At 64.7% G+C, this 22,748-nt stretch carries 19 protein-coding genes; 12 read left to right on the top strand and 7 right to left on the bottom strand.

Features of this window, described 5'->3' with window-relative positions:
- Window positions 1-38 precede the first annotated feature (38 nt).
- From CWR53_RS07360 to CWR53_RS07350, 3 genes are all read left to right on the top strand, one after another.
- Window positions 39-803 (top strand): GntR family transcriptional regulator, encoded by a 765-nt coding sequence (locus CWR53_RS07360; protein ID WP_100851148.1) that lies wholly within the window; start codon window positions 39-41, stop codon window positions 801-803.
- Window positions 804-836: 33 nt separating this feature from the next.
- On the top strand, window positions 837-1,301 hold the full coding sequence (gene soxR / locus CWR53_RS07355; RefSeq protein WP_058604511.1) for a redox-sensitive transcriptional activator SoxR: 465 nt from the start codon (window positions 837-839) through the stop codon (window positions 1,299-1,301).
- A gap of 120 nt (window positions 1,302-1,421) precedes the next feature.
- The gene (locus CWR53_RS07350) at window positions 1,422-1,670 is read left to right on the top strand and encodes a CsbD family protein (protein ID WP_023533700.1); all 249 of its coding nucleotides are present in this window, start codon (window positions 1,422-1,424) and stop codon (window positions 1,668-1,670) included.
- A gap of 60 nt (window positions 1,671-1,730) precedes the next feature.
- Here CWR53_RS07350 and CWR53_RS07345 read toward each other — a convergent pair whose 3' ends face one another.
- The 3 genes from CWR53_RS07345 to CWR53_RS07335 form a co-directional block, all read right to left on the bottom strand.
- Window positions 1,731-2,003, bottom strand: coding sequence for a PepSY domain-containing protein (locus CWR53_RS07345; RefSeq protein ID WP_023533665.1), 273 nt, complete (start codon window positions 2,001-2,003; stop codon window positions 1,731-1,733).
- Window positions 2,004-2,109: 106 nt separating this feature from the next.
- Complete coding sequence (locus CWR53_RS07340) at window positions 2,110-3,336, bottom strand: MFS transporter (RefSeq protein ID WP_058604510.1); 1,227 nt, start codon at window positions 3,334-3,336, stop codon at window positions 2,110-2,112.
- A 354-nt stretch (window positions 3,337-3,690) separates the two neighbouring features.
- Window positions 3,691-4,980, bottom strand: coding sequence for a DUF2235 domain-containing protein (locus CWR53_RS07335; RefSeq protein ID WP_100851147.1), 1,290 nt, complete (start codon window positions 4,978-4,980; stop codon window positions 3,691-3,693).
- A 227-nt stretch (window positions 4,981-5,207) separates the two neighbouring features.
- On the opposite strand from CWR53_RS07335, the gene CWR53_RS07330 reads away from it, so the two are divergent.
- The 9 genes from CWR53_RS07330 to CWR53_RS07290 all read left to right on the top strand — a co-directional run bounded on the left by CWR53_RS07330 (window position 5,208) and on the right by CWR53_RS07290 (window position 17,617).
- Window positions 5,208-6,167 (top strand): MoxR family ATPase, encoded by a 960-nt coding sequence (locus tag CWR53_RS07330; protein ID WP_023533720.1) that lies wholly within the window; start codon window positions 5,208-5,210, stop codon window positions 6,165-6,167.
- Window positions 6,168-6,171: 4 nt separating this feature from the next.
- A complete protein-coding gene (locus CWR53_RS07325) occupies window positions 6,172-7,116 on the top strand; it encodes a DUF58 domain-containing protein (RefSeq protein ID WP_100852594.1) in 945 nt (314 codons plus the stop codon).
- Entirely contained in the window at window positions 7,113-7,607 is a 495-nt protein-coding gene (locus CWR53_RS07320; RefSeq protein WP_058605509.1) for a DUF4381 domain-containing protein, read from the top strand. The genes CWR53_RS07325 and CWR53_RS07320 overlap by 4 nt, the downstream gene beginning before the upstream one ends.
- Window positions 7,600-8,676: a VWA domain-containing protein gene (locus tag CWR53_RS07315; protein WP_100851146.1), complete on the top strand. Its 1,077-nt coding sequence runs from the start codon at window positions 7,600-7,602 to the stop codon at window positions 8,674-8,676. The genes CWR53_RS07320 and CWR53_RS07315 overlap by 8 nt, the downstream gene beginning before the upstream one ends.
- Complete coding sequence (locus tag CWR53_RS07310; protein ID WP_100851145.1) at window positions 8,673-10,391, top strand: tetratricopeptide repeat protein; 1,719 nt, start codon at window positions 8,673-8,675, stop codon at window positions 10,389-10,391. Before CWR53_RS07315 ends, CWR53_RS07310 begins: the two co-directional genes overlap by 4 nt.
- Window positions 10,388-12,016: a BatD family protein gene (locus CWR53_RS07305; RefSeq protein WP_100851144.1), complete on the top strand. Its 1,629-nt coding sequence runs from the start codon at window positions 10,388-10,390 to the stop codon at window positions 12,014-12,016. Before CWR53_RS07310 ends, CWR53_RS07305 begins: the two co-directional genes overlap by 4 nt.
- A 134-nt stretch (window positions 12,017-12,150) precedes the next feature.
- Entirely contained in the window at window positions 12,151-13,386 is a 1,236-nt protein-coding gene (locus tag CWR53_RS07300; protein ID WP_058605513.1) for an exonuclease SbcCD subunit D C-terminal domain-containing protein, read from the top strand.
- The gene (locus tag CWR53_RS07295; RefSeq protein WP_100851143.1) at window positions 13,383-17,027 is read left to right on the top strand and encodes an AAA family ATPase; all 3,645 of its coding nucleotides are present in this window, start codon (window positions 13,383-13,385) and stop codon (window positions 17,025-17,027) included. Before CWR53_RS07300 ends, CWR53_RS07295 begins: the two co-directional genes overlap by 4 nt.
- The gene (locus CWR53_RS07290; protein WP_100852593.1) at window positions 17,024-17,617 is read left to right on the top strand and encodes a glutathione S-transferase; all 594 of its coding nucleotides are present in this window, start codon (window positions 17,024-17,026) and stop codon (window positions 17,615-17,617) included. The genes CWR53_RS07295 and CWR53_RS07290 overlap by 4 nt, the downstream gene beginning before the upstream one ends.
- Before the next feature lie 25 nt (window positions 17,618-17,642).
- Here CWR53_RS07290 and CWR53_RS07285 read toward each other — a convergent pair whose 3' ends face one another.
- The 4 genes from CWR53_RS07285 to CWR53_RS07270 form a co-directional block, all read right to left on the bottom strand.
- Window positions 17,643-18,773 carry a lactonase family protein gene (locus tag CWR53_RS07285; RefSeq protein ID WP_100851142.1) on the bottom strand — a complete coding sequence of 377 codons (1,131 nt, stop codon included), beginning with the start codon at window positions 18,771-18,773 and terminating at the stop codon, window positions 17,643-17,645.
- On the bottom strand, window positions 18,739-19,026 hold the full coding sequence (locus tag CWR53_RS07280; RefSeq protein ID WP_100851141.1) for a DUF5629 family protein: 288 nt from the start codon (window positions 19,024-19,026) through the stop codon (window positions 18,739-18,741). The genes CWR53_RS07285 and CWR53_RS07280 overlap by 35 nt, the downstream gene beginning before the upstream one ends.
- 76 nt (window positions 19,027-19,102) lie before the next feature.
- A complete protein-coding gene (locus CWR53_RS07275; protein ID WP_058605517.1) occupies window positions 19,103-21,478 on the bottom strand; it encodes an RND family transporter in 2,376 nt (791 codons plus the stop codon).
- A 20-nt stretch (window positions 21,479-21,498) separates the two neighbouring features.
- Window positions 21,499-22,524, bottom strand: a complete 1,026-nt coding sequence (locus CWR53_RS07270; RefSeq protein ID WP_058637658.1) for a YCF48-related protein — start codon at window positions 22,522-22,524, stop codon at window positions 21,499-21,501.
- Window positions 22,525-22,748 lie beyond the last annotated feature (224 nt).

The following is a 22,748-nucleotide window of genomic DNA, read 5'->3' as shown; positions in this document are numbered from 1 at the left end:
ACTGGCGCCTTTGTACAACATCCAGACAGGTTCGACCCATGCACCAAGCCCGCTATGCCATCGTGGCCAAGGACTTGATCGAGGCAATCGCCAGCAGCCGCTACCCGGTCGGGGGCCTGTTGCCCACTGAAATGGAGCTGTGCGCGCTGTATGGTGTAAGCCGGCACACGGTTCGCGCGGCGGTCGAGCAGTTACAGAGCCTGGGCCTGGTGTCCCGGCGCAAGCGCGTTGGGACACGTGTCGAGGCGCGCCACCCCCAGATTGGCTACCGGCAATCGATCACGAACCTGGCAGAGCTCTCCCATCATCTTCAGGCGCCCTTGCGTCAGATTCGCGATATCCGCCAATTCGTGGCCGCCCCTGAAGAGGCCGAGCGCCTGGGACTGGTGCCAGGGGAACAGTACTTCTGCATCGAGGCGCTGCACCGTACCTCTGCCGGGCACGCCTTGGCGCTGTGTGCAAGCGCCGTCTATGCCCAATCCGACTACGTGCAGGTGATCGAGCTGGCCCAGGCACATCCCGAGCAGTTGATCGCCCGCCTGATCGAGCAGCATTACGGGCGAGTCATCGCGGTGATCGACCAGCACATTCAGGCACAGTCGCTCACCCTGCAACAGGCACAGGTATTGAGTGCCGAGCCGGGCTCACCGGCGCTGTGCGTGGTGCGCCACTACCGCGAGGAAAACGGCGACCTGATGGCGGTCTGCGAAAACCTTTACCCCGCTGATCGCTACAGCCTGGTCAACCAGCTACGCCGCGACCGCATGCCCGCCAGCGCCGCTGCTTTCCCCCCAGCGTTCTGACGCACCACAGCCATTCATTGGAGATCGACCCGCATGGCAGCAGATTCGACACGGATGCTTACCGTAGGTGAGGTGGCTCGCCGCAGCGGTATCGCAGTATCGGCACTGCATTTCTATGAAAGCAAAGGTCTGATCGCCAGCACGCGCACAGCTGGCAACCAACGCCGCTATCCGTCGCTGGTGCTGCGCACCCTGGCGATCATCAAGGTGGCCCAGCGTACCGGTATTGCCCTGGATGACATCAAGCAGGCGCTGGGGCGCTACCCGCCCAACAGCAAGCTCACGGCGGCTCAGTGGGGCGAAATGTCCAGCGCGTGGCGAGAAGACCTGAACCAGCGCATCCGTCTGCTCCAGGCGTTGCGCGACAACCTGGACAACTGCATCGGCTGCGGCTGCCTGTCGCTGGAGCAATGCCCGCTACGTAACCCACAGGATGTACTGGGCGAGGAAGGCAGCGGGCCGAGGATCCTGGAACGGCACGTGCGTGAGGGCACGTAGCAGCGGCAGGTGCACGGCGCGGCAGTATTTGGGACCGCTTTCGTTGGAACCAATAGGCGGCGCTAACGCCCTAATCTTTTGCTATTTAACCAATCCCGTTAGCGAAAGGATGACCGAACCATGAAACGCGAACAGATCGAAGGTGTAGCAGAGAACATTGCCGGTAAAGCCCAGAGCGCTGTAGGTCGTCTGATCGACGATCCGGCCCTGGAAGCCGAAGGCGAAGGCCGCCAGGCAGCAGGCCAAGTGACCAAGACTTACGGTGATGCCGTGAACTGCGTCTCGTCGTTCGTCAAGGAAAAGCCGTTTGCAGCTGTAGCCATCGGTGCCGCGCTGGCCATGGTGGTCTCGCGCCTGCTGCGCCGCTGACCCAATGCATCAGGCCCACGCTGTTGCGTGGGCCTGATGGGCTTTGAATGCAGGCTGAACTCAGTTATCCAGTTCATCCTTGACGATACGGCCATCGTGCGGGTCGACCTTGAACTCGTACTGCTTGCCGTCAGCTTTCATCCCCTCGCCTTCCCAGTGACCGTCATCGGCTTCGATCTTGGTGATCTGGGTGTAACCGGCGCCTTTGAGGGCAGCTTCGGCCTGATCCTTGTTCACTTTCCAGTCGGCGCCGGGCTGATCGGCCCAGGCAACAGAAGCGCCCATCGCGCCAACCAGGGCCAGGCCAGTGAACAGTCGAGTCATCGCTTTCATTGCAGGTTTCCTTCTTGGAGGGTGTGAACATGCGACCCTTAGTCGGTGCGCCGCGTTCATTCCAATCCCCCCACACCGCCCGGACGCGGGTGGATCAGTGCCAGGCTCAACCCGGCTGGCTGACCATCGCATTGCTGACACTCCGCCCGAGCACCAGCACCGTCACGAAACCGCAACCTACCAGTGCCGTAGCCGCGCTCAGCAGCACGCCGGTGCCCAAGTGATCGACCACCTGACCACCGAAGAACGAGCCCACGGCGATGATGACCTGGAACATGGCCACGAACAGCGGCATGCCCCGCTCCACATCCTTGGGCGCGACCACGAACATCCAGATGTTCGCGCAGGCAGGAAACGCCCCGAAGGCAAAGCCCCATAACGCGATGAGCATGGCAGCGCCCGTCATGCCGGTGGCAAAGTGCGGGAACAGCGCCGTGCTGGTGGCTATCAGCAATGCCACCAGCAGGAGGGTATGCCGCACACTGCGGTTGGCCGCGAAGCCGGCGAAGATGTTGCCCATGAAGCCTGCCACGCCGTAGAGCAGCAGCAATGAGCCAATGGTTGGGCCATCGAAGCCGGCGCTTTGCTTGAAAAAAGGGGCCACGTAGGTGTAGGCCGCAAAATGTGCCAGGCCGATCAGCAACACGGCAATCAGGCCCACGCGCGCTTGCGGGTTGATGAACAACGCCGGCAGGTCGCTGATGCGGATCGCCTTTTCCGGCATCAACCGGGGCAGCAGCATGACCTGCGCCAGCAGTACCGGCACCCCTACCACAGCGGTGACCAGGAACGTCATCCGCCAGCCCATCAACCCGCTGAGCCAGGTACCCACCGGCACGCCGATGACCGTGGCCAGGGTGACGCCGGCCATGATGATCGAATTGGCCTTGGCCACCCCGACGCCCTCGGGCGCCAGGCGGCTGCTCAAGGCGATGGCGGTCGCCCAGAAGCCACCGATACTCACCCCCAGCAGCACGCGCCCGAGCAGCAACAGGTGGAAGTTACCGGCAAAGGCGACGATGGCGTTGGCCAGGATCATGATCAGGGTCAGGCCAATCAGCAGGTAGCGCCGGTCCAGGTTGCCGACACCGACAGAAATGGTCGGCGCCGCCAGGGCCGCCATGATGCCGGGCAAGGTGACCATCAGCCCGGCAAGCCCTGCGCTGATGCCCAGATCGTTGGCGACGTCGTTCAGCACGCCTACTGGGAGAAACTCGCTGGTCACCAGGGCGAACGCGCCCACGGCCACGGAGAGAATGGCCAGCCATTGCTGGAGCAGGCTTTGCTGTTGGTGTTCGGGCAGACCACGAGGGGCCGGGCTGACGCTTGGCATTGTGCACAATTCCATGACAGGGCGCCTGAGACAGGCGCACGAGAGGCTAAATCAGGCCGCGAGTATAAGAGCAAGGGCTGCCAGGCGAGAGGCCGGCCGCTCGATAGTGGTTATCGCTGTGATCGATAGCGTGCAGGGCTCAGGATACCGAGGTGTGCGGGATTCTTTGTGGGAGCGGGCTTGCCGGGGCGCCGGACTGACCGCGATGGGCGCGAAGCGGCCCCAACATTTCAGCTTTGCAGCCGAGAGTGTCGGGGGGCCACTTTGCGGCCCATCGCGGCTAGGCTGCCCCCCCGGGAAATCCGATAGCCTCCGGATTTGGTGCAAGGCAGCCCCACTCTGCACCCGAACACCCTAGACAGGATTAGGATGCACCACCCGCCCCGCTACGCCCGGCCGGTCAATGAACAGCACGTCCAGCGAACTGCTGCGCATGCCCTTGACGGCGTTCCAGTGCGCCGAGGTATGGATGTAGCGCTCGCGCAACAGGGTTTGCTCCGGCTCGGTCAGTTCCAGCGATGGGCAGGCCCCCAACGCATAGGCATGCAACTTGTCGCTGATGCCACGCAGCTCCTCCGGTACAGCGTGCTGCCTGTGGCAGCCCAGCGGTGCAAAGGGCACGCCCGCGCGCGCTGCGTACTCGCGCATGATGCTCAAGTAGACCCGTGACAGCTGCCCGGCTACCTGTCGCCTTCGACCAATGGCGGCATAGACCTGTTTCTGCGGTTCACGGGGCTCCCCACCAGGCACCGGGTGTTCCCAACTGACCACATGCGCAGGCGGTTGGCCAAGGTCCTTGAACGCGGTGACCCTCAATGCGGCGACGGCTGCGTAGACGCCGGTCTGTTGTGCAGGTACCTCAGCCGCTACCCGCTGGGACTGGGGCTTGCACAACAGCACGTCTTCGTCGACCACATCTTGATAGCCACCACCGATATTCGAATGCACACCCGGCAGCACGATGTCGTGCCCACTGCCTATCAGGGGAAAGTTGTGGCGCTGCTCATCCCCGGCCACCAGTTGCACGACATGGCTGGCAATGCCTTCGGGCAACCCAAGCTGCAGCCCACCCTGACGGGTATCGGCGGGGTCGAAATCCCCTTGCAGGGGTGCAACGATGGCTGCCACCGTGTCGAACAAGCCGATGAAATGGATGACGATCGGGCAGTGTGGAAACAAACGCGCGGGCTCGTTGCGCAACACATTGGCCATATGCCTGGCCGCCGCTGCACCGCGGCTGAAACCGAACAGGTCCACACTTATCCGCTCGATGCGCGTTTGCCGATGGCCTTGCTGCCAGTCGCGCAACAGCGCGGCGATATCGGCCAGCGCTTGCTCCACACGCGCCTCGATGCCCGTACGCCCGCGACCGGTGGCCGAAGCATAGATTTCATCGGCTTCCCCAGCCTGGGTGCCAATCCCCTGGACATAGTGCTTGAGCACGACGCGCTGCCCATCGTCTTCCGGTTGCTGCGCATAGAGGTCATGCAGCAGTGCGACGTTGCTCAAGGCATTGTCATAACTTGCACCCTTGCCGTGCGATACCGTGGTGTTGTGCTGATTGTTGCCCGTGCCGTCGAAGAATAGGCCCAGACGTATTTCGATAGCGTCTGCCCTTTGGCTGCCGGTGATGTGCGTCTGCATTGTAGTGCTACCTGCCTGGCTGAAAAGCACAAGCAAGCGCCACGGCACGATGCCGAACCATCAGGCAATGGCGATCATCGGGCAGGACATTTCCGGGTGCCAGGCAGCCGAGGATGGATAAATTTCCAAGCCGCCATTGGTCGCCACCCCCTCGGATGGATTAAAGTATCAACCCTTGCCGGGCCGCTGCCATCAGCCGCCTGGTCCTCTATCAGGAACCGTCGCCGATGGAACACCGTGAGGCGCTGATCGCGCTGCGCACCTTTCTCTCTTCCCAGATCCTTGGCCAGGAAAAGCTGGTCGAGCGGCTGCTGATCGTGCTGTTGGCCGATGGCCACATGCTGGTGGAAGGTGCACCGGGCCTGGCCAAAACCAAGGCCATCAAGGAACTGGCCGAGGGCATCGAGGCGCAATTTCACCGTATCCAGTTCACCCCTGACCTGCTGCCCGCCGACATCACCGGCACCGAGATCTATCGGCCCGAGACGGGGAGCTTCGTGTTCCAGCAGGGGCCGATCTTTCACAACCTGGTGCTGGCGGACGAAATCAACCGGGCGCCGGCGAAGGTGCAATCGGCGCTGCTCGAAGCCATGGCCGAGCGTCAGGTCAGTGTGGGGCGCAGTACCTACGACCTGTCGCCGCTGTTCCTGGTCATGGCCACGCAGAACCCGATCGAGCAGGAAGGCACCTATCCCCTGCCCGAAGCGCAGCTCGACCGTTTCCTGATGCATGTCAAGATCGGCTTCCCCGACGCCGCCGTGGAGCGCCGCATCCTGGCCCAGGCCCGTGGCGAGGCGCTGGGGGGTGAGACCAAGCCCGAACGGCGGGTCAGCCAGCAGGCGATCTTCGCAGCACGCAAGGAAATCCTCGGTCTGTACATGGCGGACGCGGTGGAGGAGTACCTGGTGCAACTGGTCATGGCCACGCGTACGCCGGCCAAATTCGACAACGAACTGGCCGACTGGATTGCCTACGGCGCCAGCCCGCGCGGTTCGATTTCCCTGGACCGCTGCGCACGGGCCCACGCGTGGCTTGCCGGGCGCGATTTCGTCAGCCCCGAGGACATTCAGGCAGTACTGTTCGACGTGTTGCGCCACCGCATCATCCTGTCGTTCGAAGCCGAGGCGGCGGGGGTCGACCAGGACCGGGTCGTGCAGCGTATCCTCGACGTCGTGGCCGTTGCCTGACCCCATGTCCAGCGCCCCGCTGATCGAACCCGGCATTCGCATCACCCTTGCCGAACTGATCGACATGCGCCACCGCGTGCGCGAAATCCAACTGTTCTCCAACCCCGGCCAACGCAGCCCGCTGGTGGGCCTGCACCATTCCAAGCTGCGGGGCCGGGGTGTGGACTTCGATCAGGTGCGGGTGTACCAGGCCGGTGACGATGTGCGCAATATCGACTGGCGGGTCACTGCCCGTACCCAAGAGCCGCACACCAAGCTGTTCCACGAAGAACGCGAGCGGCCGATCTTCATTCTCGTGGAGCAGAGCCAGCGGCTGTTCTTCGGCTCCGGGCTGGTGTTCAAGTCGGTACTGGCGGCTCAGGCAGCTGCCCTGTTCGGCTGGGCCGCGCTGGGGCACAACGACCGGATCGGGGGGCTGGTGTTCGGTGACAACGATCCCCACGAGATCAAACCCAGGCGCAGCAAGCAAAGCCTGCTGCAACTGCTCAATCGCCTGGCCAAGGTCAACCAGTCGCTGCACACCGAAGGCGTGGCCCAGGCCGATAGCCTCGGCCTTGCGCTGCGCAGGGCGCGGGAAGTATTGAGGCCTGGCAGCCTGGCCATCGTGATTTGCGATGAGCGCTCGTTGACGCCCCAGTGCGAACAGCACCTGGCCATGCTCTCCCGTCACTGCGACCTGTTGCTGATGCCGGTATCGGACCCACTGGACCACGCCCTGCCGGCAGCCGGCTTGCTGAGGTTCGCGCAACGGGGTGCGCAGCTGGAACTGGACACGCTGGACGAAGGGCTGCGCCAGGCCTACCGGCAACAGGCCGAGGCGCGCATCGAGCGCTGGGAATTGATGGCGCAAAAGCTCAGGGTGCTGCTGATGCCCCTGACTACGCAAAGCGAGATGATCGAGCAATTGCGCGATTACCTGAGCGCACAACGCCTGGGCAGCGCCTCGTGAACCCGCTTGACCAGTTGCAGCCATTGATCGCGCCCCCGCCGATCAGCCCATGGCCGCCGGCGCCTGGCTGGTGGCTGTTGCTGGCATTGATGCCCGTGCTGGCCTGGGGCCTGTGGCGCGTGCGTCACTGGCGCCCCCGCAAACGGCCCGTACCCCGCACCGAGCAGCCGCTGGACCCGGTGCGCGTGGCCGCCCTCGAGGAACTGGCGCGCCTGCCCCGCCCTTATGACAAAGCGCCTGCCGGCGCCTGGCTGCAGCAGATCAACGCCCTGCTCAAACGGCTGTGTCGCAGTCACTACCCCTTGGCCAACAGCCACACGCTCAATGGCCGGCAGTGGCTGGCGTTTCTTGACAACCGCTGCCCGGCGGCAGGCCTGACCCGCTGGATGGTGTTGGTCGAAGGGGCCTACAAGCCCGAATGCCGCCTGGACGACAAGGCCATCGCCGGGCTCAGCCAAGCGGTGGAAACCTGGATTCGCAAGCATGTTTGAACTGGCCTGGCCGTGGATATTCGCCTTGCTGCCCCTGCCTTGGCTGGCACGGCTCGTCCTGCCTGCCGCCGACAGTGGCGAGCCCGTGCTGAAAGTCGGCTTCCTGCACGAGCTCGAGAGCCTGGCGGGGCGCCGCGCCCGTCTGAACCTGCCAACCTGGCGCCAGCAGGCGCCGTTCGTCGTGATCTGGCTGCTGTTGCTGTGCGCCGCCGCTCGCCCCCAATGGCTGGGCGAGCCGATGCCGGTGGCAGCCAGTGGACGCGATCTACTGGTGGCGGTGGACGTGTCTGGCTCGATGGACTTCCCGGACATGCAGTGGCAAGGCGAGGACATCAGCCGGCTCGACCTGGTGAAGGCCCTGCTGGGCGACTTTTTGCAGGACCGTGAAGGTGACCGAGTGGGGCTGATCCTGTTCGGCAGCCAGGCCTACCTGCAGGCCCCGCTGACCTTCGACCGGCGCACGGTGCGCACCTTTCTCGATGAAGCCCAGATCGGCATCGCCGGCAAGAACACCGCCATCGGCGACGCCATCGGCCTGGCCGTCAAGCGGCTGCGCCAGCGGCCCTCGCAGAGCCGGGTACTGGTGCTGATCACCGACGGGGCCAACAATGGCGGGCTGATCCACCCCCTCACCGCCGCGCGTCTGGCCGCTCAGGAGGGCGTGCGCATCTACACCATCGGCATTGGCGCCGACCCGCAAGCCACCGGCACCCCTGGCCTGCTGGGCCTGAACCCCAGCCTGGACCTGGATGAAGCGTCCTTGCGCGAAATCGCCGAGACCACCCAGGGCGCGTATTTCCGCGCCCATGATGGCGCCGAACTCGACGCCATCGGCGACACGCTGGACCGGCTGGAACCTGTGGCGCAACAGCCGACCCAGGCGCGTACCACCGAGGCCCTGTATGCCTGGCCGCTGGCCCTGGCGCTGCTGCTGAGCGTGCTGCTGGTGATCAGCGTACAGTGGCCGGACAACCCGCTGCAGCGCCAGCTGCGCAAGCCGCGCTTTCTGCAACCGCACCCACAATGGCGGCAGCGCCTCAAACGCCTGCGCCTGAGGAGGCCGCGATGATTGATCTGTGGCCCCAATGGCTGCGCCCGCTGTGGTTGTTGAGCGTGCCCGTGCTCGGCTGGTTGCTGTTCAAGCTATGGCACCGGCGCAGGCGCGCCGGGCGTTGGCAAATGATCCTGCCCCCGGCCTTCCACAACGTGCTGCTCGGTGGCGGCAGCGGCACCACCAGCAAGCTACCCTGGATAGCCCTGGGCCTGGCCTGGCTGCTGGTGGTGCTGGCCCTGCTGGGCCCGAGTTGGCAACGCGTGGAGGAAAACCACCAGCGGCCTGCCGACCCTCTGGTCATTCTGCTGGAACTGACCCCGCAGATGCTGGCCGAGGACAGCCCGCCCAATCGTCTTGAGCAGGCGCGCCGCAAGGTCCTCGACGTACTTGAGCACCGTCGTGACAGCCAGACCGCACTGGTGGTCTACGCGGGGTCGGCGCATACCCTGGTGCCGCTGTCCGATGACCTGGCCACCACCCGCAACCTGCTCGAAGCGCTCGACCCCTCGATCATGCCCAAGCCCGGCCAACGGGCAGACCTTGCCGTGCACAAGGGCTTGGCGCTGCTCGCCCAGAGCGGCCTTGGCCAGGGGCGATTGCTGCTGGTCGGGTCCTCGCTCAGCGTCGCCGAGCGCCAAGGCATCAGCCAGGCACTGGGTCGCCACGGTCCGAGCCTGCTGATGCTGGGCATCGGCAGCCGCGACGGGGCGCCAGTGCGCCAGGCCAACGGCGAATTTCTCAAGGACGACCAGGGCGCGATCCTGTTGCCAAGGCTGGACAGTGCAGCCCTTAGAGGCTTCATCAACGGCACCGGCGGGCGCTACCGGCATGCCCGCATCGATGACCTGGACCTGCGCGGCCTCGGGCTGTTCGACAACCCGCGCAGCACACGCAGCGAGGGCCAGACCTTGCAACTGGACAGCTGGGCCGACCAGGGGTACTGGCTGCTGATTCCATTGCTGTTGCTGGCAGCCTGCGCCGGTCGGCGGGGTTGGCTATTCTGCCTGCCCCTGTTGCTCGCCCTGCCCCAGCCCGGCCAGGCGTTCGAACTCGAGGATCTGTGGCTGCGCCCCGACCAGCAAGGCCAGCGCCTGCTTGAACAGGGTCGAGCGGCCGAAGCCGCCGGCCGCTTCCGTGACCCCCAATGGCGGGGCATGGCCCTGTACCAGGCGGGTGACTATGCCGGCGCCGCCGAGGCCTTTCTGCAGGTGGACACCGCCGCCGCCCACTACAATCGTGGCAATGCCCTGGCGTACAGTGGTGAACTGGAAGCCGCGCTGGACGCGTATGATCAAGCCCTGGAGCGTCAGCCGGACTTGCAGGCGGCGCTGGACAATCAGGCCCTGGTCGAGCAAATGCTGGCCCAGCGCCAGGGCAAAGCTGCCGAACAGCCCGGCAGCACCGAAGCCCAGGGTTCGCCAGGCCGTGAAACCGAGGGGAACAGCAGCGCACAAGGCAGCCCGGCAGAGCCTGCGCCCGGTTCCGACGAGCAGGCGGGGGACGGCGCCTCGGCGCAAGGCGACGGCAGTGACCAGGGTGCACCTGGCAACCCGCCAGGCGAGGATGACGATGTGGTCGAACCACCCCACACGCCTGTCACCACCGCGCTGGATGCCGAGCAACGCCAGGCGCTTGAACAATGGCTACGAGAAATCCCCGACAATCCCGCGCAGTTGCTCCGGCGCAAATTCTGGTACGAACAGCAATTGCAACAGGAAACCCCACGATGAGTCGCTGCGGCGTCTTTCTCCTCATGCTGCTCTGGAACCTGCTGGCTCATGCCGAGCCGTCGCTCAAGGCCAGTGTCGACCGTACCCGCCTGGAAGCTGGCGAGAGCCTGGAGCTGACCCTCGAAAGCCAGGATGTGACCGAGTTCGGCAAGCCTGACCTGCGGGCCCTGGAAGGCGACTTCGAGGTGCGCAGCACCCGGCAGCTGAACAGCTTGCACACCCTCGATGGCGAAACCCGCGCCAGCACCCGCTGGATCATCACGCTCCTGCCCCGGCGCAGCGGCAGCCTGCAGATTCCTGCCCTGCAACTGGGGCAATCGTTCAGCCAGCCGGTGGACCTGCAAGTGCTGCAGGCCGATGCCAACCGCGAGGACAACGCCCAGGTGTTCATCGAGGCAACCCTGGACAGCACCGATGTCTACGTGCAAGCCCAGGCTGTACTGACCCTGCGCATCTACCATTCGGTGGCGCTGTATGACGACAGCAGCCTTAGCCCGCTGCAACTGGACAACGCCAAGGTCGAGCCCTTGGGCGAATCGCGCACCTACGAAAAGGAAATCCAGGGTGTGCGCCATGGCGTGATCGAGACGCGCTATGCGGTCTATGCCCAGCAAAGCGGCACCCTGGACATTCCTTCACTGACCTTCACCGCCACGGCTGCGGCCAGCAGCCAGGCCGAGCAGAACGGCAACGGCGCTGCACGTGCCGGCCGCCAGATACAGGTCAGCTCACTGCCGCTGCGCCTGACGGTACGGCCCGTCCCGGCCCAGTGGCCAGCCGGACTGCCCTGGCTGCCCGCGCGCAGCCTGACCCTGGAGGAACGCTGGAGCCCCGATCCTGCCGCCCAGCAGACCCAGATCGGCGACTCGTTGACCCGCACCGTCACCCTGCGCGCCGAAGGGCTGTCCAGTGCTCAGTTGCCGCCAGTGCCGCCCACTGAGGCCAACGGCCTGCGCCGCTACCCCGACCAGCCGTTGTTGCGCAACGAGATCAGCGAACGGGGCATGACAGCCACCCGCGAGGAACGCGAGGCGCTCATCCCTACCCACAGCGGCCCGCTGGCCTTACCTGCGCTGGAAGTGACCTGGTGGAACACACGCGAAGATCACCTCGAGCACAGTGGCCTGCCTGCACGCTCGATCACCGTGCAGGACAACCCCGCCCTGGTGGCCGAGACTCCGGTGGTGGGCAATGGCAGCAGCGCGCTGCTGTGGCCTTGGCAGGTGGCGACCCTTGTGCTTGCGTTGACCACGCTACTGGGCTTCACCCTGTGGTGGCGCGCCCGTTCGCAGCCAGCGGTGCTGCGTGCGGCACAGACAGGGCCCAGCCCTCGGACCCTGCTGGACGACCTCAAGCGTGCCTGCCTGGCCAACGACCCCCAGGCCACGCGCCAGGCCCTGGATGCCTGGGCGCGGCAACAACCGCAGACCCTGGCCGAAATGGCAGCGCGCTTCGTGCCCTTGTCCGACGCCCTGGATGGATTGAACGGTGCGCTGTACAGCGAAAGCGGCCAGCACTGGCAAGGCGAAGACCTGTGGCGGGCGATCGGCACCATTCCACCGGCCGAACAGGTGCTGCTGCCCACTGGCGAGAGCGGCAGCCTGCCACCGCTGTACCCCAAGTGAGCCGGTAGCGCCGCACGTCGTCGACCGGCGTAGCGCCGCGTAGTGACCGGCTTTACCAGCCCGCACAGCGCCGCGTCCATGGGGTACCATAACGCCCTTGCCCGCCCGTGCACCTTCATACCCACAGGTCATCCATGCGTCTGTTTCACACTTCCGATTGGCACCTGGGCCAAAGTCTCCATGGCCAGGAACGCGACTTCGAACACGCCTGCTTCCTCGACTGGCTGCTCGGCCAACTGCACCTGCGCCAGCCTGATGCGCTGTTGATCGCAGGCGACGTCTTCGACACCGTCAACCCGCCGGTCAAAGCCCAGGAGCGATTGTACGATTTCATCGTCAGGGCCCACGAACAGCAGCCGAAACTGGATATCGTGATGATCGCCGGTAACCACGACTCCGGCTCGCGCATCGAGCTGCCTGCGCCGTTGATGCGCCGCCTGCGCACCCACGCACTGGGCCGCGTGCACTGGCTGGACGATGGGCAACTGGATGTCGAGCGGCTGCTGATTCCGCTGACCAACGCGCGCGGCAAAGTGACCGCCTGGTGCCTGGCCTTGCCGTTCCTGCGGCCGGCGGAGGTGACCGGCCTGCAACTGGGCGACGACTACCTGCAAGGCATCACGCGGGTCCACCAGCAACTGATCGCCGCCGCCCAGGCCAGGCAGCGCAAGGACCAAGCGCTGATCGCCATCAGCCATGCGCACATGGCCGGCGGTGCGGTCTCCGAAGACTCCGAGCGCAGCCTGATCATCGGCAACGCCGAGGCATTGCCGGCCAAGCTCTTCGACAAGGCCATCAGCTACGTCGCCCTGGGCCACCTGCACAAGCCCCAGAAGGTCAACCGCGAAGACCGTATCCGCTACAGCGGGTCGCCCATTCCGTTGTCGTTCGCGGAGGTCAACTACCCCCACCAGGTGCTGGAAGTCACTTTCGACGGCGCGGCGCTGGCCACTGTCGAGGCTCGCCCAGTTCCGCGTGCGGTGCCGCTGCAACGCATAGGGCCGGCCCCACTGAACGAGGTCTTGACGCAACTGGCCGACCTGCCCGTGGTGGACCTGCTCGATGACCCCAACCGCCAGCCTTGGCTGGAGGTGCGCGTCGTGCTGAACGAGCCGCAGCCCGACCTGCGCCAGCAGATCGAAACCGCGCTGCACGACAAAGCCGTGCGGTTGATTCGCATTGGTGCCGAGTACGCCGGTCGAACGGCCGACGACGAAGGCCCGGCGTTCGTCGAACTGGCCCAGATGACCCCGCAAGACCTGTTCAGCCGTGCCTGGGCGCAAGCCTATGGCGACCCTGCCGATGAGCAGACGCTGGCCGATTTCGCCCTGCTGCTGCAGGACGTACAGCACGAAGAAGAGCAACCATGAAGATTCTTGCCATTCGCCTGAAGAACCTGGCATCGCTGGCGGGCCCGATCGATATCGACTTCACCCAGGAACCCCTGGCAGGCGCGGGTCTGTTCGCCATCACCGGCCCCACCGGGGCAGGTAAAAGCACCCTGCTCGACGCGCTGTGCCTGGCGCTGTTCGGTACGGTGCCACGTCTGAATGACATCGGCCGTGAGGCCAAGGTGCCGGACGGCGATGGCGAGATCCCCACTTCGGACCCGCGCAACCTGTTGCGTCGCGGTACCGGCAGTGGCTTTGCCGAGGTGGATTTCGTCGGCGTCGACGGGCGCCGCTACCGGGCGCGCTGGGAGGCGAACCGTGCTCGCGACAAGGCCAACGGCAAGCTCCAGCTCAGCCGCCAGAGCTTCTACGACCTGGACAGCGAGCAGGTGCTGGGCAGCGGCAAGAACGAATACAAGCAGCTGATCGAGACGCGCCTGGGCCTTAACTTCGAACAGTTCACCCGCGCCGTGATGCTGGCGCAAAGCGAGTTCGGGGCGTTCCTCAAGGCCGACGACCGCGAGCGCAGCGAACTGCTGGAAAAACTGACCAATACCGCGATCTATTCGCGCCTGGGCCAACGGGCCTTTGCCCGAGCCCGCGAGGCGGGCGAGGCGCATGCCGCCTTGAAAGAGCGAGCCACCCACCTGCTGCCCATGGCCGCGGATGCCCGCGCCGAACTGGACCAACGCCTAGAACAGGCGCAACGCGAGCTCAAAACCGCCCAGGCTGGCGAGCGACAGCTGGAGCAGCAGCGCAGTGGGTTGATCGAACATGACCAGTTGCAAGCCCAGCAGGCGCAGGCTCGCACTGCCCTGGAGGCTGCCGAGCAGGACTGGCAAGCCTTGGCCGAGCCGCGCCTGGACCTGGCGCGCCTGGAGCGTCTTGCCCCGCAGCGCCATCAGTTTCACCGCCAGCAGGCACTGGCGGCGCAGCGCGCGCCGATCATCGCCAGGCTTGCCGAACACACCCGGCATCACGCCGAGCTGCAACAGCGGATAGCCGAGCAGCAGCAGGCGTTGGAAACAGCACATCTTGCATTGACCGCCGCCCAGGCCGCCCATAGCGACGCCGGCCCGCTGCTGCGCCAAGCCTATACGGCCCAGGACAATCTGGCCCGCCTCGATCAGCAACTGGCCGTCCAGCGCAGCGACAGCCAGCAGGCCGAACATGAAGTGGCTGAGGGCCAACAGCAGTTGCAGCAACTGCAAGCCAGCCAAGAACGCAGTCAACAGCAACTGGCCCAGATCGACACGGCGTTGGCCGAGAACCAGCACCTGGCCGGGCTGGCCGGTGCGTGGCATGCCTATCTGCCGCAGCTCAAGCAGGTGATGCTGATCGGCGGCCGGCTGGGCAAAGGCCGCGAGGAACTGCCCGGCCTGCAGGCTCAAGCCAGCCAGGCCACTGCCCACCTGCAGGCCGAGCGCGACGCCCATGACGCCCTGTTCCGCGAAGCCAAGGCGCAGCCCGACGCCCTGGCAGAACAGATCGACCTGCTCGGCAGCATGCTGCAGGACAACCGCAAGCAGCATCGCGCCGTGGAGCAATTGACGCGTGTACACGCCCGCGTGCTCGAGTTGATTCAGCAACAGGCCACCCTGCGTGATCGCCAGCAACACGCCATGGTCGAGCGCCAGCGCCTGATTGGCGAAGGCACCGCCGCCAAGGCTGAACTGGAAAAGGCCGAGCAGGCGCTGAACCTGACGCGTCAACTGCTGGAGCGCCAGCGGCTGGCCCGCAACACCACGGTTCAAGCTCTGCGCGAGCAACTGCGCGACGGCGAGCCCTGCCCTGTGTGCGGCAGCGCCGAACACCCGTTCCATCAGCCCGAGGTGTTGCTGCAAAGCCTGGGTGAACATGACCAGGCCGAAGAAGAGGCCGCCCAGCGTCAGGTGGCAGCGCTCAACACGCGCCTGGTAGAGCTGCGCACCCAGCTAGGTGTGGTCAATGCTCAGCTCAAGGACTTTCAGCAACAACTGCCGGCGCTGGACGAGCAGTTGCAGCCTTTGGTTGCGCAGCTTCATGAACATGCCCTCTGGCCTGCTCTGGCGCCCCAGGACGACCATGCCCGTAGCGGTTGGCTCGACGGCCAATTACGGCGCCTGGATACAGAGATCGGCAACGACGAAAAGCGCCAGCGGGCCTTGCTCAGCCTGCAGAAAGAGGCCGCGCGTCTCAACCAGCAACTGCAAGCCGCCCAAGACGCGCACCAACAAGCGCAGCGGCACCTGGAGCAACAACACCTGGCCCTGGAAAACGACGAGCGCCTCCTGCAGCAAGGGCTCGCGGACTTGGCTGGGGTCATGCCCGACGAAGCGCTCAAGGCGCTGCGAGACGATCCGGCCAACGCGTTTCTTGCCCTTGACCAACAGATCGCCCAGCGCCTGCAACAGCTCGACCAGCGCAAGGATGAGCTGGAAGAACAGCAAGCTCGCCAGGTCCAGCTGGACAAACTGCACGATCAACAGCAGGTGCGTGTGCAAAGCCTCGCCCAGCGTGACCAGCAGCTCAAAGCCCTGGAGGAGCAGCGCGAGCATGCCCAGGCCATGCTCGCGCAGTTACTGGGCGAGCACGTCAGTGCCGAGGCCTGGCAACAGCACATGGACGCGGCGCTGGAGCAAGCGCGCGCGGTCGAAGCGGATCTCGCCCAGCGCCTGCAAGGCTTGCACACCCAGGCTGTGCAGGTGGCCGGTGAACTGAAGGCCAGCACCGAGCAGTTGCAGGCGCTGGAGCAAGAAGCCGAGCAGCTGCAGGATCAGATCGCCCAGTGGCGCGCCGCGCACCCGGAGCTGGACGATGCAGGGCTTGATCGCCTGCTGGCCATGGACGACACCCAGGCCAGTGAACTGCGCCAGCGCCTGCAGGGCGCGGAAAAAGCCCTCGAGCAGAGCCGTGTGCTGCTTCAGGAGCGCGAGCAGCGCCTGCGCCAGCACGCGGCGCTGATGACGCTCGACACCTCGGTCCAGGATGTGGACCAGGCGCTGCTCGAACTGCGCGAGCGTCTGGTCGTTCACGAGCAGACCTGCGCCGAACTGCGGGCCCAACAGGCCGATGACCAGCGACGTCAGCACGCCTCGCAGGCCCTGGCCGAGCAGATCGAGCAGGCCCGTCAGCAGTGGCAGCGCTGGGCTCGGCTCAGCGGACTGATCGGCTCGGCCTCGGGTGATGTGTTCCGCAAGATCGCCCAAGGCTACAACCTCGATCTGCTGTTGCACCATGCCAATGCCCAGCTGCGTCAACTGGCGCGGCGCTATCGGCTCAAGCGCGGCGGCAGCGCGCTGGGGTTGCTGGTACTGGACACCGAAATGGGCGATGAACTGCGCTCGGTGCACTCGCTGTCCGGGGGTGAGACCTTCCTGGTTTCCCTGGCTTTGGCCTTGGGGCTCGCCTCGATGGCATCGAGCACGTTGCGCATCGAGTCGCTGTTTATCGACGAAGGTTTCGGCAGCCTCGACCCCGAGTCCTTGCAACTGGCCATGGACGCGTTGGACGGCTTGCAGGCCCAGGGTCGCAAGGTCGCAGTGATTTCCCACGTGCAGGAAATGCACGAGCGCATACCGGTGCAAATTCAGGTCCGGCGCCTGGGCAACGGCTTGAGTGACGTCGAGGTGTGCGGTTGATCCTTTATTCGTTTCGCCGCTGCCCCTGGGCCATGCGTGCCCGGCTCGCATTGCGCTATGCCGGCTGTGAGGTGACCGTGCAGGAGGTGGCAATGAAGCACAAGCCCGCCGCCCTGCTGGCGCTGTCACCCAAGGGCACCGTTCCGGTGCTGGACACCGGGAACCAGGTGCTCGATGAAAGCCTGGATATCATGCGCTGGGCACTGGCGCAGAACGACCCGCAAGACTGGCGCCTGTTGAGCTCGCCCGAAGCGGCGCAGCAAGCCGAAGCGCTGATTGCCGTCAACGACACCACCTTCAAGGCCCAGGTGAACCTGTACAAGTATGCCGAGCGCTATCCACAGCACTCACGGCACGACTACCGCGAAGCTGCGCAACACTGGTTGGAACGTCTGGAGCACCTGCTCCAGGACCGGCCCTACCTGCTGGCCGAGCACCCAAGTATCGCCGATGCTGCACTGTTGCCGCTGATCCGGCAGTTCGCCGCAGTCCAGCCCGACTGGTTCGCCACGGCTCCTTACCCGAGGGTGCGTGGCTGGCTGCAGGGCTGGTTGGGCTCGGACTTATTCAGAGCCATTATGGCCAGGTGACAACAGCTGTCATCGCACGCGAAGGTCAGCGCATGAACTTCAGATCCGACGGCGCCGGCTGATCGAAGGTCTGTACCGTTTCCCCCAGCTTGCCCGTGAGCGGGTCGCGGCGCATGACTTTGATCTGGTTGCTCTTCTGATTGGCGACCAGCAGGAACCTGTCACTGGGGTCCAGCGCGAATTCACGGGGGTGGTCACCTTCGACCGACCGACGTTGCACCAATGCCAACCGTCCATCCTGCTTGCCTACGCTGAACACGACGATCTCGTTGGCCGTGCCGCGGTTGCTGACGTACAGAAAGCGACCGTCTGCCGACAGGTGCAAGCCCGCGCCTGCCTTGGCAGCCGCCTCCTGGCGCTCGGTCAGTGGCAGGCGCTGGCGTTCGATCAGGTTGCCCTCCCGGACATCGAACATCACCACCTCGGCATGCATCTCCAAGGTCAAGTAGGCATGCTTGCCGCTGGCGTCGAACAACAAGTGGCGTGGTCCACTGCCCGCAGGCAACGAAACCGAGGCAGGCTGCGACGGGGTCAGTGGCTTGTTCGTGCTCGCCCCGTCATAGCGGTAGACGAACACCTTGTCAGCACCCAGGTCGCTGGCATAGACATGCTGGCCGTCCGGGGACGGCACCACCGAATGGACATGGGCGCTGGCCTGCCGCTCGGGGTTGACCCCGCTGGCCTGGTGGCGCGCCTGCTGAACCACCGGCTGCAAGGGATCTTGCCTGTCAACCGGCAATACCGAAAGGCTGCCGCCTGGGTCGGGGTCGACCGCGTAGTTGGCCACGAACAGGTAACGCTGGTCCTGGCTAAGGCTGGCGTGGGTTGGCTCGTCGCCCTGGCTAGGCAGTTGATCGATCAGGCGTACATTCCCATCACAGGCAATGTTGAATGCGCTGACGTGACCGTCTGCGGTTTCATTGACGGCAAACAGCAGGCGCTTGTCTTCGGCAAGCACCAGCCACGAGGGGCTGACGCTCTCTACCACCTGCAGCGGCTCGGGGCGGATTGTGCCTGCTTCGCTGTCGAAGGCGTAGCGGTAGATGCCTTGGCTGGCACCGTCTGTGTAGGTGCCAACCAGCAAGGTGGCAGCCTGGGCAGTGTAGGTCAGGGTCATGCAACTAGCGGTTAGCAGGGTCTTCCAGGTCCGGTTCATGGTCTTCTTCCGGGGGGCGAAATGCATCCAGACAGATGAGTCGGTGCTCACTTTCGGCAGTGCAGATGCGCCAGTCGTTCACTTCTTTACTGGCTGCTTCGACCTGCGCGGCGGTGAATACCCAACGGCGCAGTTGGCGGCCGTCCATGCATTCGATGGCAAGGCCCTGCTCGTCGCAGGTGAAATCGAACGCGTGAAGGCCGTCTATCAAAAGCATGTCGCAGTGTTGCAAGGCGCTGGCGAGAGGGGACATGGGGGTACCTGTACGGGACATTGCGTGTGGAAAAGCCCCGCATTATACCCCCATGGACGCACAACACCCGGTCGTTTCAATGGGCGAAAATCGAGCCCCCCGCCTTGCCTGCCATCTTCTCGGGCTTGATCAGGAACCGCGCCAGCGCCGGCAGCAGCCACAGCGCACCGAACATGTTCCACAACAGCATGAAGGTCAGCATCAGGCCCATATCCGCCTGGAACTTGATGGCCGAGAAGATCCAGGTACACACCCCGATGGCCAGGCACAGGCCGGTGAACAGCACAGCCTTGCCGGTGGAGCGCAGGGTCTGGTAATAGGCCTCCTGCAACGGCAGCCCAGCGCGCAGGAAGCTCTCCAGGCGGCTGTAGATGTAGATGCCATAGTCCACGCCAATACCCACGCCCAGCGCAACCACCGGCAGCGTCGCCACCTTGACGCCGATGCCCATGTACGCCATCAGCGCGTTGCCCAGCACCGAGGTCAACACCAAGGGCAGCACGATGCACAGGGTTGCGGCGAAGGAGCGGAAGGTGATCAGGCACATGATCGCCACACACAGGTAGACCAGGATCAGGATGGTCAGCTCGGCCGACTTGATCACCTCGTTGGTGGCCGCTTCGATACCGGCATTGCCGGCAGCCAGCAGGAACTGCAAACCTTCCCTGTCGTGGCTGTCGGCAAACGCCTTGGCAGCTGCCGTCACCCGTTCGAGGGTCTCGGCCTTGTGGTCATTGAGAAACACCAGCACCGGCGCCAGCGAGCAATCGCCGTTGTACAGGCCATCGGCCCGTGCGATGGAGTTGTTGAGGACATCGGGGTTGCGCGAGAGGGTTTCCCACTTGAGGCTACCCTCGTTCATGCCCTTGATCACCTGTTTGGACACGCTGACCAGGGAAATGGCCGACTGCACCCCAGGCGTGTTTTCCATGGTCCACATCAGCTCGTCGATCGGCGCCAGGGTCGAATGCACCGAACACTGCTCGGCGGCCGTCTTGACCATGATCACCAGCACATCGGAGCTGGTGGAATAGTTGCTGATGATGAAGTTGTTGTCCTGATTGTAGCGTGAGTCGGGCCGCAACTCCGGTGCCCCTTGGTCGAGGTCGCCGATCTTCAGGTTCTGGCTGTACCACAGCCCCCCGGCGAAGGCGACCAGGGCCAGGGCAATGGAAACAGGCGCCACCCTGGGGCTGGCAAAGCGCGACAACAGACGCCAGAACGGATGCTCGCGCGTGGCATCGCGCTTGCTGCGCTCGATGGCTTTCTTGCTGATACCCACATAGGAGATGGCCACCGGCAACAGGATGAGGTTGGTGAAGACGATCACCGCGACGCCGATGGAGGCACCGATGGCCAGTTCGCGGATCACGCCGATGTCGATGATCAACAGGGTGATGAAGCCCACTGCATCGGCGAGGATGGCAATCATGCCCGGCAGGAACAGCTGCCGGAACGTGCGCCTGGCCGCCGTCAGGGCGTTGTCTGCATCGCTCGATTGCAGGGCGATGCCGTTGATCTTCTGCACACCGTGGGAAATACCGATGGCAAAGATCAGAAACGGCACCAGCATCGAATACGGATCCAGGCCGAAGCCGACCGCGTGCATCAGCCCCAGTTGCCACACCACCGCCACCAAAGTGGTAATCAGCACCGCGATGGTGCTGCGGATGCACCAGGTGAACCAGTACAACAACACCCAGGTGATCAGCAGGGCGATGCCGAAGAACATCACCACCATGACCAGCCCGTCGATGAGGTCACCGACCTTCTTCGCGAACCCGACGATATGCACCTTCACATTGGGGTTCTGGGCCTGGAACTTGTCGCGGATCTTTTCTTCGAGCAAGTGGGAGAACTGCTGGTAGTCGAGCTTGACCACCCGCCCCGGGTCCTGCGGGTCGGGGTAACTTTCCAGCAGTGGCACGTCGATGATGCTGGATTTGAAGTTGTTGCCCACCAGCCGGCCTATTTGCCCGGACCTCAGCACGTTGTCGCGCAGGGTATCGAGGCTGGCCTGCGAGCCGTCATAGGTGTTGGGAATCACCTCGCCACCGGAAAACCCCTCCTCGGTGACTTCGCTCCAGCGCACGCTCGGGCTCCACAGGGACTTGAGCCCGGCCCGATCGACGCCTGGGATGTAGAACACCTCGTCGTGGATCTGGCGCAGAGTCTCCATGTAGTTTTTGTCGAAGATGTCGCCTTTGACCGCCTCGACCGAGATACGCACGGTGTTGCCCAGGTTGGCCAGATCGTTGCGGTGCTCCATCATCTGTTCGATGAAGGGGTGCTGCAACGGGATCATCTTCTCGAAGCTGGTGGAGGGGCGAATTTGTGTGGCCTGCCAGAACAGGAAGAGGCTGACCAGCACACAGAGGATGATGACCGCCGGCCGGTTGTTGAAGATCAGGCGTTCGAGCAGTGTGGCTTTGTCCTGATGATGCGGCTGCATGGGAAGGTGCTCCTGGCTGCTCATGGCTGTGCCTCACTGTCGGCGGCGTCGAGCCCCTTGGCATTGGCGATGTGGGCGCCGCCCTGCCCTACCAGCAGGAGCTCGCCGTTGGGCAGGGCGCTGACACCGGACAGGGCGATGCGGTCCGGGCGGTTGTGGACGCTGAAGGTCTGGCCGGCATCGGTGCTGCGCAGCACGCTGCCGCCGTTGCCGACCACCACGACAGTGCCATCGTCGAGCAGCGTGGCACCGGCCAGGCCGAACTCGAGCTCGCCTCGCGCAGCCTGCAAGGGGATGGATTGCCAGGTGTCGCCGAAGTCGGTGGAGCGCAGCAGGTTGCCGCGCAAGCCGAACGCCAGCAAGGTACGCGGCTGGGCAGTGCCGATCACGCCGAACAGCGACCCCTGGTAAGGCCCTTCGACTTTCTGCCAGTGCTGCCCATTGTCCTCGGAGCGGAACATGCCGCCCTGCTCCCCAACGATGAACAAGCCAGCGTCACGCACCTTGGCGATGGCATTGAGGTGCAACTGATCGGGGTTGTCGAGGCGCTCGGCCACGTCCTGCCAATGCTGGCCCCCGTCCGTGGTTTCGAGCAAAGCGCCGTAGGCGCCCACGGCCAGGCCGTGCTGGGCGTCGAGGAACACGATGTCGAGCAAGGGTGCTTCGCGTGACAGGTCTTCGAACTGTTTGCTCCAGGTCGCCCCGCCGTCGCCAGTGGCGAGGATCTGCGCATCGTGGCCGACGGCCCAACCGCGCTTGTCATCAAGGAAAAAAACGGCCGTCAGCAGCTGGCGGGTTGGCACACGGGCCTGGGTCCAGGTGCTGCCCTGGTCGTCAGAGAACAGGATATGGCCCCGGTCGCCGACCACGACCACACGCGTGCCTGCATGGGCAGCGTCGATCAACAGCCTTTGACTGGCCTTGGCCGATTCGGTGGAGTATTCATCGGCTGACGCAGCCTGCGCGCCTTGCCATCCACTCAGTGCAAGGGTGAGCGCTGCAGCGGCCGCTACCGGCCATCCAGCGCGCCTGCTCCATTTCCTCATGACTGCCCCCGATTGTATTTTTGTTGGGTGGGTCAATACCTTGCAGGACGCACAAATGCCCGCAATAGAGGCCTGCAAGGGCGTGCGGTGATCGTAACGGGAGGATTTGGCGGAGCACAACGGGCGGGGTGTTATGTTTTGTTATCGGCGCAGGACGAGCCGTTCGCGCGCAGAGGATGCAGCGCCTGCGGGCGAACACGACTCACCCGCAGGCGCTGCCTGTG

The sequence above is a fragment of the Pseudomonas sp. SGAir0191 genome (assembly GCF_002812565.2).
In the GTDB taxonomy this organism is placed as follows: Bacteria; Pseudomonadota; Gammaproteobacteria; order Pseudomonadales; family Pseudomonadaceae; genus Aquipseudomonas; species Aquipseudomonas parafulva_B.
Note: the sequence above shows the minus strand (reverse complement) of the source record. Positions and strands in the feature narration are given on the sequence as shown.

Coding starts and splice junctions, on each gene's coding strand:
- CWR53_RS07335 (WP_100851147.1), bottom strand. CDS start 4,980: ATGCAGACGCACATCACCGGCAGCCAAAGGGCAGACGCTATCGAAATA.
- CWR53_RS07280 (WP_100851141.1), bottom strand. CDS start 19,026: ATGTCCCCTCTCGCCAGCGCCTTGCAACACTGCGACATGCTTTTGATA.
- CWR53_RS07305 (WP_100851144.1), top strand. CDS start 10,388: ATGAGTCGCTGCGGCGTCTTTCTCCTCATGCTGCTCTGGAACCTGCTG.
- CWR53_RS07300 (WP_058605513.1), top strand. CDS start 12,151: ATGCGTCTGTTTCACACTTCCGATTGGCACCTGGGCCAAAGTCTCCAT.
- CWR53_RS07330 (WP_023533720.1), top strand. CDS start 5,208: ATGGAACACCGTGAGGCGCTGATCGCGCTGCGCACCTTTCTCTCTTCC.
- CWR53_RS07350 (WP_023533700.1), top strand. CDS start 1,422: ATGAAACGCGAACAGATCGAAGGTGTAGCAGAGAACATTGCCGGTAAA.
- CWR53_RS07345 (WP_023533665.1), bottom strand. CDS start 2,003: ATGAAAGCGATGACTCGACTGTTCACTGGCCTGGCCCTGGTTGGCGCG.
- CWR53_RS07285 (WP_100851142.1), bottom strand. CDS start 18,773: ATGAACCGGACCTGGAAGACCCTGCTAACCGCTAGTTGCATGACCCTG.
- CWR53_RS07275 (WP_058605517.1), bottom strand. CDS start 21,478: ATGCAGCCGCATCATCAGGACAAAGCCACACTGCTCGAACGCCTGATC.
- CWR53_RS07270 (WP_058637658.1), bottom strand. CDS start 22,524: ATGAGGAAATGGAGCAGGCGCGCTGGATGGCCGGTAGCGGCCGCTGCA.
- CWR53_RS07315 (WP_100851146.1), top strand. CDS start 7,600: ATGTTTGAACTGGCCTGGCCGTGGATATTCGCCTTGCTGCCCCTGCCT.
- CWR53_RS07360 (WP_100851148.1), top strand. CDS start 39: ATGCACCAAGCCCGCTATGCCATCGTGGCCAAGGACTTGATCGAGGCA.
- CWR53_RS07340 (WP_058604510.1), bottom strand. CDS start 3,336: ATGCCAAGCGTCAGCCCGGCCCCTCGTGGTCTGCCCGAACACCAACAG.
- CWR53_RS07325 (WP_100852594.1), top strand. CDS start 6,172: ATGTCCAGCGCCCCGCTGATCGAACCCGGCATTCGCATCACCCTTGCC.
- soxR (WP_058604511.1), top strand. CDS start 837: ATGGCAGCAGATTCGACACGGATGCTTACCGTAGGTGAGGTGGCTCGC.
- CWR53_RS07295 (WP_100851143.1), top strand. CDS start 13,383: ATGAAGATTCTTGCCATTCGCCTGAAGAACCTGGCATCGCTGGCGGGC.
- CWR53_RS07310 (WP_100851145.1), top strand. CDS start 8,673: ATGATTGATCTGTGGCCCCAATGGCTGCGCCCGCTGTGGTTGTTGAGC.